Consider the following 18138-nt stretch of genomic DNA (forward strand, 5'->3'; position numbering starts at 1 on the left):
CCTTGCGCCACCTCATCTCACTCGACGACCTGACCGATGACGAGCTGCGCGCCATCGTCCGCCGGGCGGTCCTCCTGGCGGAACGGCCGCGCGCGACCTATTCCACTTTGGACGGTATGGTCGTCGGCATCCACTTCCGCAAGACGTCCACCCGCACGCGCACCGCGTTCTCGGCGGGCGCGCTACGGCTGGGCGCCCGGATCATCGCCTACGGCCCGGACGACCTCCAGACCAACACCGGGGAGTCCATAGAGGACACCGGACGCGTGCTGTCGTCGATGCTGGACGTCCTGGTGGCGCGCACCGCGGCCGATCCGGCGGAGCTGCGGGCCATCGCGACACAGGACCGGATGGCCGTCGTCAACGCGATGAGCGCCGACGAGCACCCGACCCAGGCACTGGCCGACCTGACGACGATCGTCCAGCGCTTCGGCCGCGTCGACGGCGTCCGCATGCTGTATCTCGGCGAGGGCAACAACACCGCGGCGGCACTGGCACTGGCGCTCAGCCGTTTCCCCGGCACCGAACTGCACCTTCGCACCCCGCCGGGTTACGGCGTCGACCCCGACGTGCTCGAACGCGCGGGCAAGCACGCCGCCCGCCACGGTTCGTCCCTTGTGGAGCGACACGACGTCCTCGATCTGCCCGCGGACGTCGACATCGTCTACACCACCCGGTGGCAGACCACCGGAACGTCCAAACCGGACCCGGACTGGCGCACGGTCTTCGCGCCGTTCCAGGTGACGACGGAGCTGTGGCGGACCAGCCCGAACGCGCTCTTCCTGCACGACCTGCCCGCGCACCGGGGCGAGGAGGTCACGGCCGACGTGCTCGACGGGCCGCGCTCCATCGCCTTCGCCCAGGCGGAGAACAAGCTCTACAGCGCGATGGCCGCGCTCGAGTGGTGCTGCGGGGAGGAGCGGGCATGAGCTGGTTCGACGTGGCCGACAGCGGCCTGTCCGGCGCGGGCGAGGTGACGCTGCTGTCCCGTGACGACGTCCGCAAGTCCCTGACGAGCCTCGACCCGGTCGGCATCGTCCGCGAAACACTGGCCGACCACGACCACGGCCTCGGCCTGTTGCCCGCCGAGGCGTACCTGCGCTGGGAGAACTCGCGAGGCGCCTACACCCGGTCGATCGGGATGCCGGGCGCGGTGCGGTCGGCGTACGGGATGAAGATCATCAACGCCAGCGTGTCCAATCCGGCCCGCGGGCTGGAACGCGCCGGCGGGATCGGCCTGTGCTTCGACGCGGAGACCGCCCGGATCACCACGATCATGGAGGCCGGTCTCCTGAGCGCGGTCCGGACGGCCGCGGTGAGCGCGGCCGGAGTCGACGTGCTCGGGTACAGCGGGGCTGCCTCGCTGGCCGTCGTGGGTTGCGGTGCGCAGGGCCGGATGCACGCGGCACTGCTCACCGAACGGCTGCCGTCACTGCGGAACGTGACGCTGTACGACCGGTCGCCGGAGGCCGCGCGGGCACTGGCGGCCGCACTCCCCGGGGTGTCCGTGCGGATCTGCCCGACCGCGCGGGAGGCGGTGTCCTCGGCCGGGATCGCGGTGTTCACGACCACGATGGACGAGGGTTACGCCGAACCGGACTGGGCCACGCCGGGCGCGTTGCTGATCAACGTCTCCCTCGGCGACCTGACGGACGCGGCGTTCCGCGACGCGGCGGCGGTGTACGTCGACGACGTGGACCTGGTGGCCGACAACCCCCGCCGCCCGCTGGGCAGGCTGATGGCAGAGGGTGTTTTCGGGCGCCCCGGTTCCGAGGGGCCCGCCCGCCCCCTCGACGGCACCTTGGGCGGCGTCCTGACGGGCAGGCACCGCATGCCCGGTGTCGCATCGCCGTATGTGGTGCTGAACCCGTTCGGCATGGGAGTCCTGGACGTCGCGCTGTACGCGGCTGTTTCCGCCAGGGCGCGGGAGGAGGGCCTCGGTACCGTCGTTCACCTCGGCTCCTGACTCGTGAGTGGTAATGACGGTTCTATTGAGAGGTAAGCCAAACATGGCGCGATCGGCTCGCAGCTGTGAAGGCCCCCTTGCTTACCCTCAAGGTAGCGAAGGCCTCCTTCACTACCTTGGCGATCGACAAGGGGCCCCAAGTGGGGCAGGGCGCGTCCCATGTCTGTCCACAAGGGATAGTTACCAACGGCTTGGTGTCCGATCGATGCCTAGAAGTACGGTTCTGAAGGAGGTCGTGAGTGATAAAGAGCGTTAGAACGCTACTTATCACTCACGACCCCATCTCAAAACCGCGCAAACTACTCAAGTTGGACACCTGGGGTCGAGGCTGGCTTCTGTCAGCCAGTCCGGATCCGCTCCGGGGCACGCCATATTTGCCTTACCGCCACTCGCGGTCACGTCGCGAAGGCCTCCCTTGAGACGGTCAACGTCGCAAAGGAGGCCTTCGCGACGCCTCCCACCCGAGACGGCCCCGCACACCACTCACGAGAGCGCGAGAAAGGGCACCAGCAGGTCCAGCAGTTCTCGGGGCCGGTCGAGCGGGATGATGTGGCCGCAGTCCGGGATGAGGTGTCCGGTGAGGTCACTCGCCACGGGGCGCAGCTGTCGTTCCAGGGTCGCGCCGACCGGATGCGCGCCGATCGCCAGGGTGGGCATGACGAGTCCGCCGCGCGCCACGGCGTCGTCGAGCTGGCGTGCGCTGGTGGGCAGGGCGCGGTAGTAGGAAAAGGCGCAGCGCAGCGCCTCGGATCCGGTGTAGGCGTCGACGAACGCGTCGCGGACCTCCGGTGACACACCGCGCCCATGGGTGCCCGCGTGCAGGAACCAGTCGATGCACCGCGCCTCGTGGCCGGTCAGGACCGTTTCGGCGAGACCGGGCACGGCGTGGAATCCGAACCACCAGGGCGGACCGGCGGCGAGGAAGTCCTCGGCGCCGGGCAGCGACCCCAGCAGTGATTCCATGACGACGAGCCGCCGCACCCGGTCCGGTCGCCGTAGCGCAAGCAGGGTGGCGGCCGGGACACCGGCGTCGATGGCGACCACGGCCGCGGTGGGTTCGCCCAGTGCGTCGAGGATTCCTTCGAGGTCGGCGGCCAGGGTGCCCGCGTCGTAGCCGTCGACGGCACGGGTGCTGGCGCCGAATCCGCGCAGGTCCGGGGCGATCACCCGGTGACGCGTGGCCAGCGGGCCGAGGACCTCGCGCCAGAGCTGCCAGGTGTGCGGGAAACCGTGCAGCAGCACGACCGGCGGCCCCGTACCGGCCGTCGCCACGGAGGCCTCGATGCCGTTGGTCGCGATCTGCGTCAGCGTGACGGGGGAAGTGGCTGTGCCGGACAAGAAGTCCTCCAGGTGGTCACCTTTGGTTACCATGAAACGGTAAGTAACCCCGACGGTGCTGCCAAGACGGCACCTTGCCGACAGGTGGTGAGGTCCAGGTGACCACCCGGACGGAGCGTGCGGCCGGCGCCGCGCGTGGTGATCTGTTCTCGCCGGAGTGCCCGACCCGGCGGCTGCTGGACCGCATCGGCACGAAATGGACGTCGATGGCCATCAAGGTGCTCGCCGACGCCGCCCCGCAGGAAGTGCGGTTCGCCGAGTTGCGGCGGCGGATGCCCGGTGTCTCACAGAAAATGCTGTCGGTGACCCTGCACAGCCTCGTCCGCGACGGCCTGGTCACCCGCAGAGTGGAGCCGACAGTGCCACCGCGGGTGCACTACCGGCTCACCGAACTGGGCTTGTCGCTGGAGATCCCGCTCGCGGCGGTCCGGGCGTGGGCGGAGCGGCACATGGCCGAGATCGACCGGCTCAACGCGATCAACGACGCCCGGCCGGACGCGGACGGCGAGTGACGCGGACCGTGGGACCACGGCCCGCGCCGGGACGGCGTTCTCAGGGTCGCGGGATGTTGCGGAGATTGGCCCGGGCGAGGTCGATCATCCGGCCCACCCCGCCTTCGAGCACCACTTTGCTCGCGGCCAAGGCGAATCCGCCGAGCTGACCGGCGGTGATGTGCGGCGGGACGGACAACGCGTTCGGATCCGTCACGACATCCACCAGCGCGGGACCGTCGTGACTCAGGGCCTCCTTGAGCGCCGCACGCAGCCGGGTCGGATCGGTCACCCGCTCGGCGCGCAGTCCCGCGCCACTGGCGATGGCGGCGAAATCGACCGGCCGGTGATCGGTCTGGTAGTCGGGCAGGCCGTCCACCAGCATTTCCAGTTTCACCATGCCGAGCGAGGAGTTGTTGAACGTCACGATCTTGACCGGAAGGTCGTGCAACGCCACGGTGAGCAACTCGCCGAGCAGCATGCCCAGTCCCCCGTCGCCGGACATCGACACGACCTGCCGTCCCGGGTAGGCGAACTGCGCGCCGATGGCGTGCGGCAGGGCGTTGGCCATGGTGCCGTGCAGGAACGACCCGATGACCCGGCGGCGCCCGTTCGGTGTGAGGTACCGGGCCGCCCAGACGTTGCACATGCCGGTGTCGACGGTGAAGATCGCGTCGTCCGCGGCGAGTTCGTCGAGGAGGTCCGCGGCGAACTCCGGATGGATGGGCACATGCCGTTCGACGTCGCGGGTGTAGGCGTCGACGACCCGTTCCAGCGTTTTGCAGTGATCACGCAGCATGCGGTCCAGGAACGTGCGGTCGGTCTTGCGGCGCACCAGCGGCAGGACGGCCCGCAGGGTCTCCCGCACGTCGCCGTGTACCGCCAGTTCCAGCGGGGTGCGCCTGCCCAGCCGGGTCGCGTCGTGGTCGATCTGCACGGTCCGCGCCTGGGGAAGGAAGGAGTCGTAAGGGAAATCGGTGCCGAGAAGCACCAGGAGATCCGCGTCGTGCATGGCCCGGTAGCAGGCGCCGTAGCCGAGCAGGCCGCTCATTCCGACGTCGTAGGGATTGTCGTACTGGATCCACTCCTTGCCGCGCAGGCTGTGGCCGACCGGAGCCTGCACGGCCCCGGCCAGCTCCATCACCTCGGCGTGCGCGCCGCGCACCCCGGCACCGGCGAACAAGGTGACGGTCCCGGCTTCGTTGATCAACTCGGCGAGCCGGGCCACCTGCGGCTCCGGCGGCACGACCGTCCCGTGCTCGGTGACCGGCGCCCCGTTCCCGGTCGGCGAAACGGCGTCGAGCTGTGCGACGTCGCCAGGCAGCACCAGCACCGACACCTCACCGCGGGACAGCGCGTGCTGCATGGCGATCCGCAGCACCCTCGGCATCTGGGCGGGTCCGCTGATCTGCTCGCAATAGCCACTGCAGTCGACGAACAGCCGTTCAGGATGGGTCTCCTGGAAGAACCCGGTCCCGATCTGACCGGACGGGATATGCGAGGCGAGCGCGAGAACCGGAGCCCCGGTGCGGTGCGCGTCGTAAAGTCCTTGCACCAGATGGGTGTTGCCGGGACCGCAGCTGCCGGCGCACACCGCGAGCCGTCCGGTCAGCTGGGCCTCGGCGGCCGCCGCGAACGCGCCCGCCTCCTCGTTACGGACGTGCACCCAGTCGATGCCCGGGGTGCGGCGGATGGCGTCGACGACGGGGTTGAGGCTGTCTCCGACCACGCCGTAGATCCGTTCCACCCCGGCCTGGACCAGGACTTGGACGAACTGCTCGGCGACGTTGGGCTTGGCCATCACGACCCCTTCGGTACTCCGGCGGCGGGACACCGTTCATGATCCACGTGCGGGCGCCGCCTCGCAGGTCCTAGCCGAGCTCGGCCGTGGAGCCGACGACGACGGCGTAGAGATCTCCGATCGTGGCGAGGGCCGCGCGGTGCTGTTCCGCGGCGGTCACCGCGCCCGCGACGGACGGGAGCGAACGCGTGGCGCAGGCGGCCGCCACCACGGTCGGGGTGTTCCCGCGCAGGAAAGCGCCTTCCGCGGTGAACGTGACGCACATATGGGTCATGAACCCGGCCACGACGACATCCTGATGCCCGGCGGCGTCGACCAGTTCCCCCAACGGTGTCCCCACGAACGAGTTCGGCGCGGTCTTCACCACGACCTGTTCACCCGGAGCGGGAGCGACGCGCTCGTGGATCAGGCCGATGTCCTGCTTGAGGTCGTACGGGCTGCCCTCGCCGCCGTCGTGCATGACGTGGATGACCGTCGCGCCCTCCGCACGGGCACGCGCCAGCAGCGTGGCGGCCTCGTCGAGCGCCGCTTCCCAGCCGTCGAGTTCCATCACGCCGCGCGTGTAGGTGTTCTGGTAGTCGACGAGGATCACCGTCGCGTCCGAGAGCGTCGCGGGGGTCGTCGGCAGGGTGCTGATTTCGCGGAGAGTGGTGCTGGTCATCGGGTTTCCTTCGCTTTCCGTCGGTACGGTTACCATCGTGGCTGACCCGATCCGATATCGAGATACGGATTCGGGTCAGGCATGGTCGAGATCGGCCGACATCCGAGGGAAGAGGGATCGATGAACGCTCCGAGGGTGGCCGTCCTGGCGTTCGAGGGGATCAGCCCGTTCCACCTCGCCGTGCCGTCACTGGTCTGGGGACCCGAATCCCCGGTGGGCGACATGGAGCCGTGGCCGATCACGGTCGTCGCCCTGAAGCCGGGCCTGCTCGCCACGAGCGCCGGCTATGCCATCGACGTCCCCGCCGACCTCGGCGCGCTCGCGGACGCCGACATCATCGTCGTGCCGTGGTGGTCCGACCCGGAAACCCCGACGCCCCCGCCCGTCTCCGCCGCGCTGCGGACCGCGCACGAACGCGGAGCACTCGTCGTCGGGCTCTGCCTGGGGGTCTTCGCCCTCGCGGACGCCGGCATCCTCGACGGTCGCGCGGCGACCACCCACTGGAGCTGGGCCGAAACGTTCCGGAGGCGCTTCCCCGCGGCGGAACTGCGTCCCGAAGACCTGTATGTCGACGAGGGCGACATCGTGACCGGCGCGGGCGCGACCGCGGGGATCGACACCTGTCTGCATCTGCTCGCCCGCCGGGCCGGTCAGGTCGTGGCCAACCGCGTCGCCCGGCGGATCGTCGCCGCGCCGCATCGTCCCGGTGGCCAGGCCCAGTTCATCGAGTTCCCCGTCCCCGCCCCGGACGAGGATCCGATCACCCACGTGATGAACTGGGCGCAGTCCCATCTCGACGCCCAGCACAGCATCGACGGCCTCGCCGCCCGGGCCCACATGAGCAGGAGCACCTTCACCCGCTCGTTCCGCGCCCGCACCGGGACCACCGTCCACCACTGGCTTGTCGCCCAGCGCCTCGCGCGGGCGCGGCACCTTCTCGAGACGACCACGCTCGGCGTCGACACCGTCGCCGCACAATCCGGTTTCGGTACGCCTGCCCGTCTTCGCGAGCACTTCGCCGCCGCGCTGGGGACGACGCCGACCCGCTACCGGCTCGAGTTCTCCGGCGCCTGCTGATAGCCCGCCGGATCGTCCGGCGGCGCAAGCACCAGCGTCCCCCACTCGCCTTCCGAAGCCACATAAGGACGTTCACAGACATCTAGGACTTCGGTCCCAAGAGGCCAAACACTGCCCGAGCCGATTTTCCGTACATCCGCCCGGACCCACACCGTCTTGATACGAGGGGGTCGCGCGAAGTCGGTGCCGGTGAAAGAGACCGGTCCGCCGAAACGGATCCAGGAGAAGACGATGTCGTCCTCGAACCGTGCATGGAAGAACCCGCAGACGTCGCCGAATCTCGTGTTGAGAAACCTCACTTCGCCGCGGAAGACCGTCTTCGTGAATCCGACGCTGTCGGCGAACTCCGTACTCTCGAACCACACATTTGCCTCGAACCGAGCCCGTTCGAACGTCGTCAACCCGGCGAAGCGGCAGTCATAGAACCTTGTGTCGCCAACGAATACAGCCTCTTCGAACACAGCGGGCTTCGCGAACCGCGCCCCACCGAAGTGAGCGGTGCCGTGGAACCGCGCCCGGGTGAACTCGACGCCTGCGTCGAACCGCGCCATGGTGAACGTGGTGTCTTCGGCGAAAAGAGCGCCCGTGAACTCGATGTTCCAGCCGAACTCGGTCGCGTGGAACCGGGCGCTGCCGAGGTTCGCGGCGACGAACCCGGTGAACGCGCCGTCGAACCGGGCTTCGCCGAAGTCGGCCCCGATGTCGAAGTGGGTGTGGGCGAAGTAGGCGTTGGCGGCGAACCGGGTGTGGGCGAACACTCCCAGCCCGGCGAACCGCGCCTTGCCGAAGTTGACTTCGCCCCGGAAATCGGCCTCGGCGAACCAGGCGTCGGCTGCGAAGGTCGCACCGGTGAACACCGCATCCGAGCGGAAGTCCGCTTGCTTGAACGTCGTGGTCCCTCGGAAGTCGACGTCCGCGAACCGGGCGGCCTTGTCGAAGGTCGCCCGGCGGAAATCCGCTTCGTGGTCGAAACGGGTATTGGCGAACTGGGCCACTCCGATGAACCGCGTGCCCGTGAACACGGCGTTCAACCTGAACCGGACGTCGTTGAACCACACGTCACCGGTGAAGGTGGCGTCGGTGAAGTCCGCCGCGACGATACGGCAACCGATCAGGTTGGCCGGACCGAGCACGGCGCCGGTGAGATCCAGGTTGATGTCGGGCCAGAAGGTGTCGACCGGCTCGTCCTTCGTGCCGAATTTCAAGTGCCGGAACAGAATGGTCTGCGCGGTCCGCCGGACTTGGCGCTCCTGCTCGGCTTCCGCGTACTCGGCGGTCAGCGCGTCCGCGCGCGGTGCGGGCGGAGCCAGCCGCACCGACGCCCGCTGCCGGGCGTGGCTGCCCAGTAACGGGCGCGGGACCCCGGGGCGCCGCACTGGTTCGCGTTGTGGTGGCCGGTAAGGCATCCGCAGATAGGCGCACAGCAGATCGACGATGGTTTGACGCTGTGCCGGGTTGTCCTGGGCAAGCCGTTCCAGTGCGTATAAACCGGCGAGGCGTACCGGCGCCTGCGCCGACCCGAGCTGATCGGCGGCCTTGCCGTACAGGTCGGTGATCCGGCGGGCCTCGGCGTCCGCGATGGTCGTCGCGTGCGCGGCGTGCGCCTGGTTGAGACTCAGCTCGGAGGTCCGCTGCCGACGGGCGGTCAGCCACAACGCGGCCGCACCACCGGTGCCGAGAACGATCGTGCCCGCCGTCTTGATCGCTTCGAGCCGCCCGGAGTGCCCGCCGTCGCCGAACGCGACCAGCAGCGCCACCGCGACCCCGGCGCCGAGCACGATCAACGCGGTCGCCGCCCATCCGATGGCCCGGTTCGACAACACCGGCAATTCGCGCGGCGGATCCGCCTGCTGCCGGTACACGAGCACCGACATCGGCGGCTGCGCGGACGGTTCGAACGGGCCCGGCGACGGCGGTAGCGTGTCCACCCGCACATCATGCCGCGAGAGGCCCCGGCGACGACACGTCTTCAGCTGCCGGCCCGCCGGAGGTGAAGGACGCTTTCCCCGCATGTGATGCGGTGAAGGGCGCTTTCCTCGCATCGCATGCGGGGAAAGTCCCCTTCACCTCCGCCCTGAGGAAAGGCCTACTGAGGAAAGGCCTACTGAAGGGTGCGTGCGAGGGCCCGGCCCGCGGCGCGGCCGGAGAAGATGCAGCCGCCGAGGAACGTGCCTTCCAGCGCGTTGTAGCCGTGCACGCCCCCGCCGCCGAATCCGGCGACCTCACCGGCGGCGTACAGGCCGGGGAACGGCGAGCCGTCGGCGCGCATCGCCTGCGAATCGAGGTTCGTCTGGATCCCGCCCAGCGTCTTGCGCGTCAGGATGTTGAGGCGGACCGCGATCAACGGACCGTGCGCCGGATCGAGAAGCCGGTGCGGCTTCGCCACTCGCACCAGCCGGTCCCCCAGGCTCCGGCGGGCGTTGGCGATCGCCATGAGCTGGAAGTCCTTGGAGAACCGGTTTCCGACCTGGCCGTCGCGAGCGGCGATCTGGCGTTCGATCTCCGCGAGTTCCAGGTCCGGACCGCGGCTGATCTTGTTCATGCCCGCGACGAGCTCGTCCAGAGTGTCGGCGACGACGAAGTCCACTCCCTGGTTCTTGAATGCCTCGACCGAGCCGGGTGCGCCCTTGCCGCCGCGGCTGGTCAGCGTGCGTCGGAGATCCTTGCCGGTGATGTCGGGGTTCTGTTCCGACCCGGACAGCACGAATTCGCGGTCGATGATCGTCTGGTTCAGCACGAACCACGAGTAGTCGTAGCCGGTCGACAGGATGGCCTTCATCGACTGGTTGGTGTCGAAGCCGGGGAAGTTCGGGGCGGGGAGCCGCTTTCCGGTGGCGTCGAACCACATCGACGACGGGCCGGGGATGATCCGGATCGCGTGGTCGGGCCAGATGGGGTCCCAATTGTGCAGACCTTCGGTGTAGTGCCACATCCGGTCGCGGTTGACCAGACCGGCACCGGCTCGCTCGCTGATCGCGAGCATGCGCCCGTCGACGTGGGCGGGCACGCCGGGAATCATCGTCCGCGGGCAAGGGCCGAGACGGTCGGCGGGCCAGTTGGCGCGGATCAGGTCGTGGTTGTGCCCGATGCCACCCGAGGTGACGAGCACGGCCTTGGCGCGCGACTCGAAGCCGTCCACGCCGACCCGGGACGACGCCTTGCCCCGGTCCGCCTCCGACGGCTCCAGCACGGTGCCCCGCACCCCGACCGCGGCGCCGTCCTCGACGATCAGCTCGTCGACCTGATGGCGGAACGCGAACCGCACCAGCCCGTCGCGTTCGGCCTCCAGCACCGGTTCGGCGAAGACCCGGACCACTTCCGGGCCCGTGCCCCAGGTCAGGTGGAACCGCGGCACCGAGTTGCCGTGGCCGTCCGCCGTGCCTCCCCCGCGCTCGGCCCAGCCGACCACGGGAGTGAACCGCAGTCCCAGGTCGTGCAGGTACCGCCGCTTTTCCGTGGCGGCGAACCGGACGTAGGCCTGCGCCCACTGGCGGGCCCAGCGGTCCTCGTCGTCGCGGTCGAAGCCGGCGGAGTCCAGCCAGTCGCGCAGAGCCAGCTCGTAGGAGTCCTTGATGCCGTTGCGCCGCTGCTCCGGGCTGTCGACGAGGAAGAGCCCGCCGAGTGACCAGAACGCCTGGCCGCCGAGGTTGGCGCGGTTCTCCTGTTCGACGACCAGCACCCGGCGCCCGGCCTTGGTGAGTTCGTAGGTCGCGACGAGCCCGGCGAGGCCGGCTCCCACCACGATGACGTCCGGTTCTCCGGTCATGATCGGTTCCTGCTTTCGGTGCTGTAAGCGGTGATGACGCGGCCGAACAGCTCGGCCCGGCGCTGCCACACCACGGGTTCGCCGGGTTCGGTGAAGCACTGGGCGGCCGTGCCGTCGTGCACGGCGATCAAGGCCTGTCCCAGCGCGTCCGGATCGGGCACGGACCGGCCGATGCGAGCGAGCAGCTCCAGGAGCAACGGCATGAACGACGCGGCGATCGCCCGCTCCCGCGCGGCGATCACCTTCCGCAGCCCGGGTGTCCGCAGGGCGTGCGCGGTGAATTCGGCGCTCACCCGGTACCACTCCTCGTCCATCGGGACGACCCGCAACACCTCCCCCACGACACTGTCCACATCGGACACCGCCGGGAAGTCCCCGGCCTCGAACGCCTGGCGGGTCCGGCTGATCTGCTCGGCCGACCGCTCTTCCCACATGGCCAGGAACAGCTCGTCCAAGGACACGAAGTTCGAGTAGAACGCTCCCCGGGTGTAGCCGGCCTGAGCGCAGACCTCGTCGACGGTCGCGCGGCCGAATCCTTCCCTGGCGAAGACCTCGAGTGCCGCGTCCAGCAACCGGCGCCGGGTTTCGGCGCGTCGTTTGGTCACCCGCGGCTCGCGGGCCGGACCGGTTCTCTCTCGCCCTGCGGACATCACGCCTCCCGTTCGATACAAGAATGCATCGGATACATGAACGTATGCAACTGGGGAGGCGGTGACCTGGCACACTGCCGCAGGTCAGCGCTGCGCGGCGGTCCGGCGGCGCAATGCCGGCACCAGCGCCCGCTGGGCGATGAAGAGGGCGAGTCCGCCGATCGCGCACACCGAGGCGAGCACGGTCGGTCCGGCCAGATCGAGCAAGGAGGTTCCCGCCAACGGGCCGAGCACCGCTCCCACGCTCCAGGTGGTCGAGGCGAGGCCCATGTACCTGCCCCGCAGCTCGGCGGGGGCGAGGTCGGCGAAGGTGTCGCCGAACCGGACGGCGATACCGATCTGGCCGAGCGTCCAGATCACGACCGATCCGGCGAAAGCCGGGGTGCTGTGGCTCAGGGCGCCGAGCGCGGCGCCGACCCCGACGAGCAGCATCGACACGGCCGACACCACACCGCCGTCGCGGCCGGCGAGCAACCGGACGGCCACCGGCTGGAGGAGCACGATGGCGACGCCGTTGAGCGCCAGCACCGCACCGTAGGTCGTGGGCTGGATCCCGTTGCCCGTCATCAGCAGCGGCAACGTCGTGAACGTCTGCAGGAACAGGGTGAAGTAGCCGACGTGGATCGCCATCATCGCGAGCATCAGCCGGTCTCGCAGCACCACGGGCAACAGCGCTCCCCGCGTCCGCGCCGATCCGGCCGGACGGGTTTCCGGCACCAGCTTCCAGACGATCAGCGCCGCGGCCAGCGAGGCCACGATGTTGGTCCAGAACAGCAGCCCGTAGCCGTGTGTGGCCAGGATCCCGGCCATGACCGTGGCGACCGAGAAACCGAGGTTCGCCGCCCAGTAGAGCAACCCGAACGCACGGATCCGTTGGCGCGTGGGCAGATCGGCCACCGCGGCCGAGCCGGCCGGGCGGAACAGCTCGATCGTCAGCCCGATCCCGACGGCGGCCGCCCAGATCCCCGGCATCGAATCCGCCGAGCCGAGCGCGGCGAGCGCCACGGCGGCACCCAGATGCCCCACCAGCATCGTGTTGCGTCGGCCGATCCGGTCTCCCAGCCAGCCCCCGAGCAGCTGGGATCCGATGTCCCCCACCCCGACGGCGGCGACCACCGCGCCGGCGGTCGCGGGCGAGAGGTGCTGCGCCTGAGTCAGATACAGCACCAGAAACGACCGCACCACACCGCCCGCCCTGCCGACGAAGTGCGTTGCCGCCAACGACCAGACCAGCCTGGGCAGTCCCAGGTTCGGCAAGGCCGCTCGGTTCAGGGGCGCCGGAGTGATCGTGCTCGAAGTCGTCATGGCTCTGACGCTAAGGCGGTAAAGCCATTGAAAAAAGCGATGATATTCGATCAAAGCCATCGCCAGGGCTTATGTTAAACCCATGGTGAACGTCGAACTGCGTCATCTGCGGGCCATGGCGGTGGTCGCCGAGGAAGGAACGTTCGGCCAAGCGGCCGTTCGTCTCGGCTACACCCAATCGTCGGTGAGCCAGCAGATCGCGGCGTTGGAGAAGGCCGTCGGCGGCGCGGTCTTCGACCGGCCGGGCGGGCCGAGGCCGGTCCGGATCACGCCACTCGGCGAGGTGGTCCTGGCCCACGGCCGCGATCTGCTGGCGAAGGCGGTGGAGCTGACCGACGCCGTCGACCGTTTCCGCGCGGGCCACGGCCGGATCGACATCGGCACTTTCCAGAGCGTGTCGAACCTGATCCTGCCGTCCGTCATCAGCAGGCTGCTCGACGAGCATCCCGGCTGCGACATCAGGCTGTCCGACGTGAAACCCGAGGCGCCGCGGATCGGGGATCTCGACCTGCTGTTCCACGACGACGCGGTCGAAGGCGACGTCGAGCACGTCAAACTCTTCGACGAGCCGTACCTCCTGGTGACGAGCGCGGGCACGTTCCCCGACGGCCCGGTGCGGACACGGCTGCTCGACGATGTCCCGATGGTCGCCTGGCCGCCCACCCATCATCAACGCTGGCTGGAGCGGACGCTCGCCCGCGCGGGCGCGCAGCCGCGGTTCGTCTTCCGCACCACGGGCCACGAAACCATCCTGTCGATGGTGCGGGTGGGCATCGGCTGGGCCGTGCTGCCCTGGCTCGCCCTGCACGGTAACGACGCCTGGTCCGACGAGCGGCTCGGCATCCACCGGCTGAGCCCGTCGCCCACCAGGGAGCTGTCCCTGCACTGGCCCGCGTGGCGGACCGAGTCCCCGCTGGCGATCCGGGCCCGGGCGATCGCCGTCGACGTCGCGCGTGCTGTCGCCGAACAGATGTAGTCGCCGTCAACAGCGATGAGGACGCGATCCCCGCGTGCGGTTCAGCTGATGAAGCCCGCCGACTTGAGCCAGTCGCGGGCGACCGTGGCGGGTTTCTGGCCTTCGACGCTGACCTTCCTGTTCAGGTCCGTGAGCGTCGCGGTGTCGAGTTTCTCGGCGATCGGTGTGAAGACCTGCTCCAGCTGCGGGTATTTCTGCGCGACACCCGTCGCGATCGTGATGGCGGGGTTGTACGTCGGGAAGAAGTGCTTGTCGTCCTCGAGCACGGTGAGGCGCTGCGCGGCCACGCGCCCGTCGGTAGAGGCGACCGAACCGAAGCCGCAGGGCTCCCCCTTGCCGATGCTCGGGTAGACGACGGCATCGTTGAGCAGGTGCACCTGCGGGTCGGGGAGGGTGAACCCGTAGGTCTTCGCCAGGCCGGGGAACCCGTCGTCCCGGCTCTTGAACTCCGGGCCCATACAGGTCGAGGCGGCGGCCGGGTCCCGCTTCACGAGGGCCGCGTAGTCGGAGAGCGTCTTGACGCCGGTCCGGGCCAGCGTCGCCGGGTTGCCGGCGAGGGCGTAGGTGTCGTTGGCCGGAGAGCGTGCCCACCAGGTGACGCCGTTGGCGGTGTCGGCCTGTTTGACCGCGTCGTACTGCGCCTGCGGGTCACTGATCGGCTTGATCTGGTTGAGGTAGCTGATCCAGGCGGTGCCGGTGTATTCCCAGTACAGATCGACCGCGCCGCTGGTGAGCGCCTGGCGGACGTTGCTCGAACCGGTGATGTTGGTCTTGTCCTGCGGGCTCGCCCCGGCCGCCTGCAAGGCGACGAGGGCGATCTGGCCGAGCAGCAGCTGCTCGTCGAACTCCTTGGAGCTGACGCGGAGCTGGACGCCGTTCAACGAGTCGATCTTCTTGATGGATCCCGCGCCCACCTGGGCAGCGGTCTCGTCCTTGCCGATCGTGCAGCCTGTCGCGAGCGACGCCGCCGTGACGAGCGCGAGCACGGCGGCGGTCGTGCGCTGGAGCGTCCGCATGGGTCGGTCCTCCTTGAAGTCGGTCGGGCTACAAACCGCGCGGGTGCAGGAACTCCTCGGCGACCAGCCCCAGCCAGTCGACGAAAAGCGCCAGCGCGGCGACGATGATGCCGAAAGTCAGGCTCAGAATCGGGCGGTACAGGCCGATCCCGGCGACCAGCCCGCCGCCGAGACCGCCGCCGTCGATGAACGTCGCCAGCGTCGCGCTCGCGACGGTGAGCACCAGCGCGGTCCTGATCCCGGCGAGGATCACCGGAACCGCCAGCGGCAGCTCGATCCGCCACAGGATGGCCGTCTTGCCCATGCCCATACCGCGCGCGGCGTCGACGAGGGTCGGGTCGACACCGTCGAGGCCGACGATCGTGTTGCGCAGCACCGGCAAGGTCGCGTAGACGACGAGCGCCGTCACCGCCGTCGCGGTGCCCGTGCCGATCCAGAGCGCGAGCAGCACGACGAGCCCGATCGACGGGATCGCCTGGCCGAGGTTGCCCAGCCCCAGGCCGATGGGCCTGGCCCAGCGTGCGCCGGCGCGGGTGAGCAGGATGCCGAGCGGGAGGGCGATGGCGATGGTCCACACCGTCGAGATCAAGGTGAGCCGCAGGTGCTCGCCCAGTTCGGTGAAGATCTCGTCGGCGTTGAGAAAGCGCTGCTCGATCGAGTCGATCGGATGCGCACGCACGATCGCGAAGAGCGCCAGCAAGGCGAGGATCAGCAGAACCGGGCGCACCAGCAGCCCGAGCCGGCGACGGCGGGGCCGCGTGGACTCCGCGGTCTTTGCGGGCGCTGTGGTCTCCGGGACAGGCGCCTCCTCGGCGTCCGGGATCGCGGGCGGGGGCGCCTCGGCGGTGGGCTCCTCGTCTGGGGGCTTGAGCGCCGCGACGAGGATGGGCACGTCGCACACTCCCAGCGGCCGCGCCGTGCCGTCCTCGGTGACCGCGACCTCGGTGCTGCCGGTCCGCACCATCACGTCCAGCGCGTCCCGCAGGGTGGCGTCGGGCCGGACCGGAGGCAGGCCGTCGGGCCCGGCCGCCTGCCGGAGGTCCAGGTCTCCCACCCGGATCAGCGCGAGCCGTTTCAGATTCCGCTTCGAGCCGACGAAACTCGCGACGTAGTCGTCCGCAGGCGCCGCGAGGATCGCCTGGGGCGTGTCGTACTGCGCGATCACCGACCGCGGCCGCAGCACGGCGATCCGATCGCCGATCTTGAGCGCCTCGTCGAAGTCGTGCGTGACGAACACGATCGTCTTGCGCACTTCCCGTTGCAGGCGAAGGAATTCGTCCTGCAGCCGGGCGCGCGTGATCGGGTCGGTGGAGCCGAACGGCTCGTCCATCAACATGACCGGCGGATCCGCGGCCATCGCCCGCGCCACCCCGACGCGCTGCTGCTGACCGCCGGAAAGCTCACGCGGGTACCGGACACCGTGCTCGCGGGTCAAGCCGACGACGTCGAGCAGCTCGCGCACGCGACCGGCGACGCGCTGCCGGGTCCAGCCGAGCAGCCGCGGCACCACGCCGATGTTGGCGTCCACCCGCAGATGCGGGAAAAGCCCGACCTGCTGGATGACGTAGCCGGTGCTGCGCCGGTGTTCGTCGAGGTCGAGCGCCGACACATCGGTGCCGCCGATCGTGACGACGCCCGCGGTGGGTTCGACGAGGCGGTTGATCATCCGCATGGTCGTGGTCTTGCCGCATCCCGACGGACCGGTCAACACGACGATTTCGCCCGCCGGGATCCGCATCGTCAGGCGTTCGACCGCCGGCACCGCTCGTCCGGGGTAGTGCTTGCTGACGTCCCGCAGCTCGATCGTCTCGCCACCCGATCCGGCCACCTCCCCCGACGTCACCGTTCGGGCGGCACGGGGACGTCGCCGGGTGGTCAGCTTGCCGACCACCACGAAGGCCAGGTCGAACAGCAGAGCCAGCACCATGATCCCCAGCGTCCCGGTGAGAACCTGGTTCAGTGAGTTGACCGAGCCGAAGCGGCCGAGCCCGTCGAAGATCTCGTTGCCGAGACCGGGCCCCTTCACATACGCGCCGATGGCCGCGATACCGATCGTGATCTGCGTCGAGACCCGGATGCCGGAAAGGATCACCGGCCACGCGAGCGGCAGGCGCACGCGCCACAACAACCGCGCGCGGCCCAGGCCCATACCGCGCGCGGCGTCCACCACGGCCGGGTCGACGCCGCGCAGCCCGACGATCGTGTTGCGGGTGATCGGCAGGAGCGCGTAGAGCACCAGCGCGCACAGGACATTCGTGAGCCCCAGCCCGAACGGGCCGATCAGGATGCCCAGCAGCGCGATCGACGGGATGGTCAAGAACGCCGCCGTGGTCGTGGTCGCGATCGAGCCGAGCCACCGCCGCCGGTAGGTGAGCAGGCCGATCGTCATTCCGACCAGCACGGCCAGCGCCATCGCCGCCAGGGTGAGATCCACATGCAGGATCGCGTCGTTCACGACGTCGATCCAGTTCTCGCGGAGGTACTCCGACAGGCTCAGGGCGTCGCTCCTCGACGTCGCAGGGCGGAAAATCGCCGACCGAGTCTCAGCCCAACATGTCCGCGGGGCTCCTGTCCACTCACCCAACGGAACAAAATCCACACACTCGATGCCCTAGGTCCGGTCAACGGAAGGCGTCGCGAAGGACCCCTTTGCGACGTTCACCGTCTCAAAGGAGTCCTTCAGGACACCGCGACAAGCAGCCGGACCAGTCACGCAGTCACTCAGAGTGAGAGGTGTGTGGAAATAGGGACATTCACTGTCCCTATTTCCACACACCCCTCCCCATCTCCACCAGTCCGGCCGGACCGATCACGCGGCACCGTGTGGATTTCTGCTCACCTAACGGAACAAAATCCACACACCCACTGCCCGCGACCCGGTACGGCAAAAGGGCGTCGCGAAGGACCCCTTTGCGACGTTCACCGTCTCAAAGGAGTCCTTCAGGACACCGCGACAAGCAGCCGAACCAGTCGGGACCGTGACTTCCGGTCACCCAACGCCCCAAATCCACACAGCCGACCACCCGGTCACCGAACCGTCGCCGCGCACAAAGAAGACAACGGCGTCACCGATGAGAAATCCTCCGCCCCA

At 69.2% G+C, this 18138-nt stretch carries 14 protein-coding genes; 5 read left to right on the forward strand and 9 right to left on the reverse strand.

The window, feature by feature from the left end; genetic code table 11:
• The first annotated feature begins 2 nt into the window (after nt 1-2).
• Together L324_RS17635 and L324_RS17640 are read left to right on the forward strand one after the other, a co-directional pair.
• On the forward strand, nt 3-929 hold the full coding sequence (locus L324_RS17635; RefSeq protein ID WP_235783559.1) for an ornithine carbamoyltransferase: 927 nt from the start codon (nt 3-5) through the stop codon (nt 927-929).
• Nucleotides 926-1966, forward strand: a complete 1041-nt coding sequence (locus L324_RS17640; RefSeq protein ID WP_051173949.1) for an ornithine cyclodeaminase family protein — start codon at nt 926-928, stop codon at nt 1964-1966. The genes L324_RS17635 and L324_RS17640 overlap by 4 nt, the downstream gene beginning before the upstream one ends.
• Before the next feature lie 483 nt (nt 1967-2449).
• Here the strand turns inward: L324_RS17640 and L324_RS17645 are convergent, their stop codons facing one another.
• Nucleotides 2450-3238, reverse strand: a complete 789-nt coding sequence (locus L324_RS17645; protein WP_438938458.1) for an alpha/beta fold hydrolase — start codon at nt 3236-3238, stop codon at nt 2450-2452.
• Nucleotides 3239-3402: 164 nt separating this feature from the next.
• On the opposite strand from L324_RS17645, the gene L324_RS17650 reads away from it, so the two are divergent.
• Nucleotides 3403-3816 carry a winged helix-turn-helix transcriptional regulator gene (locus tag L324_RS17650; protein WP_037309172.1) on the forward strand — a complete coding sequence of 138 codons (414 nt, stop codon included), beginning with the start codon at nt 3403-3405 and terminating at the stop codon, nt 3814-3816.
• Nucleotides 3817-3856: 40 nt separating this feature from the next.
• On the opposite strand, the gene L324_RS17655 is transcribed toward L324_RS17650, so the two are convergent.
• Both L324_RS17655 and L324_RS17660 read right to left on the reverse strand, forming a co-directional pair.
• On the reverse strand, nt 3857-5596 hold the full coding sequence (locus L324_RS17655) for a pyruvate dehydrogenase (RefSeq protein WP_037309174.1): 1740 nt from the start codon (nt 5594-5596) through the stop codon (nt 3857-3859).
• Nucleotides 5597-5666: 70 nt separating this feature from the next.
• The gene (locus tag L324_RS17660; protein WP_037309177.1) at nt 5667-6257 is read right to left on the reverse strand and encodes an isochorismatase family protein; all 591 of its coding nucleotides are present in this window, start codon (nt 6255-6257) and stop codon (nt 5667-5669) included.
• Between the two features lie 120 nt (nt 6258-6377).
• On the opposite strand from L324_RS17660, the gene L324_RS17665 reads away from it, so the two are divergent.
• Nucleotides 6378-7334 carry a GlxA family transcriptional regulator gene (locus L324_RS17665; RefSeq protein WP_037309259.1) on the forward strand — a complete coding sequence of 319 codons (957 nt, stop codon included), beginning with the start codon at nt 6378-6380 and terminating at the stop codon, nt 7332-7334.
• Here the strand turns inward: L324_RS17665 and L324_RS40955 are convergent.
• The 4 genes from L324_RS40955 to L324_RS17690 all read right to left on the reverse strand — a co-directional run bounded on the left by L324_RS40955 (nt 7304) and on the right by L324_RS17690 (nt 13055).
• On the reverse strand, nt 7304-9262 hold the full coding sequence (locus L324_RS40955) for a pentapeptide repeat-containing protein (protein WP_051173951.1): 1959 nt from the start codon (nt 9260-9262) through the stop codon (nt 7304-7306). The genes L324_RS17665 and L324_RS40955 overlap by 31 nt on opposite strands.
• Nucleotides 9263-9435: 173 nt before the next feature.
• On the reverse strand, nt 9436-11100 hold the full coding sequence (locus L324_RS17680) for an FAD-binding dehydrogenase (RefSeq protein WP_037309182.1): 1665 nt from the start codon (nt 11098-11100) through the stop codon (nt 9436-9438).
• Entirely contained in the window at nt 11097-11750 is a 654-nt protein-coding gene (locus L324_RS17685) for a TetR/AcrR family transcriptional regulator (protein WP_037309184.1), read from the reverse strand. Before L324_RS17685 ends, L324_RS17680 begins: the two co-directional genes overlap by 4 nt.
• Nucleotides 11751-11834: 84 nt before the next feature.
• Nucleotides 11835-13055: an MFS transporter gene (locus L324_RS17690; protein WP_037309187.1), complete on the reverse strand. Its 1221-nt coding sequence runs from the start codon at nt 13053-13055 to the stop codon at nt 11835-11837.
• Nucleotides 13056-13137: 82 nt separating this feature from the next.
• On the opposite strand from L324_RS17690, the gene L324_RS17695 reads away from it, so the two are divergent.
• Nucleotides 13138-14031 carry a LysR family transcriptional regulator gene (locus L324_RS17695; protein WP_037309189.1) on the forward strand — a complete coding sequence of 298 codons (894 nt, stop codon included), beginning with the start codon at nt 13138-13140 and terminating at the stop codon, nt 14029-14031.
• Between the two features lie 41 nt (nt 14032-14072).
• Here the strand turns inward: L324_RS17695 and L324_RS17700 are convergent, their stop codons facing one another.
• On the reverse strand, nt 14073-15047 hold the full coding sequence (locus tag L324_RS17700; protein WP_037309192.1) for a glycine betaine ABC transporter substrate-binding protein: 975 nt from the start codon (nt 15045-15047) through the stop codon (nt 14073-14075).
• Nucleotides 15048-15075: 28 nt separating this feature from the next.
• On the reverse strand, nt 15076-17502 hold the full coding sequence (locus tag L324_RS44285; RefSeq protein WP_051173952.1) for an ABC transporter permease subunit: 2427 nt from the start codon (nt 17500-17502) through the stop codon (nt 15076-15078).
• Nucleotides 17503-18138 lie beyond the last annotated feature (636 nt).

It is taken from the genome of Amycolatopsis orientalis DSM 40040 = KCTC 9412, assembly GCF_000478275.1.
GTDB classification, from domain to species: Bacteria; Actinomycetota; Actinomycetes; order Mycobacteriales; family Pseudonocardiaceae; genus Amycolatopsis; species Amycolatopsis orientalis.

Excerpts from the sequence above, each read along its gene's own strand:
- L324_RS17640 (WP_051173949.1), top strand. The coding sequence starts at position 926 with ATGAGCTGGTTCGACGTGGCCGACAGCGGCCTGTCCGGCGCGGGCGAG.
- L324_RS17655 (WP_037309174.1), bottom strand. The coding sequence starts at position 5,596 with ATGGCCAAGCCCAACGTCGCCGAGCAGTTCGTCCAAGTCCTGGTCCAG.
- L324_RS17660 (WP_037309177.1), bottom strand. The coding sequence starts at position 6,257 with ATGACCAGCACCACTCTCCGCGAAATCAGCACCCTGCCGACGACCCCC.
- L324_RS17665 (WP_037309259.1), top strand. The coding sequence starts at position 6,378 with ATGAACGCTCCGAGGGTGGCCGTCCTGGCGTTCGAGGGGATCAGCCCG.
- L324_RS17680 (WP_037309182.1), bottom strand. The coding sequence starts at position 11,100 with ATGACCGGAGAACCGGACGTCATCGTGGTGGGAGCCGGCCTCGCCGGG.
- L324_RS17685 (WP_037309184.1), bottom strand. The coding sequence starts at position 11,750 with ATGTCCGCAGGGCGAGAGAGAACCGGTCCGGCCCGCGAGCCGCGGGTG.
- L324_RS17690 (WP_037309187.1), bottom strand. The coding sequence starts at position 13,055 with ATGACGACTTCGAGCACGATCACTCCGGCGCCCCTGAACCGAGCGGCC.
- L324_RS17695 (WP_037309189.1), top strand. The coding sequence starts at position 13,138 with ATGGTGAACGTCGAACTGCGTCATCTGCGGGCCATGGCGGTGGTCGCC.
- L324_RS17700 (WP_037309192.1), bottom strand. The coding sequence starts at position 15,047 with ATGCGGACGCTCCAGCGCACGACCGCCGCCGTGCTCGCGCTCGTCACG.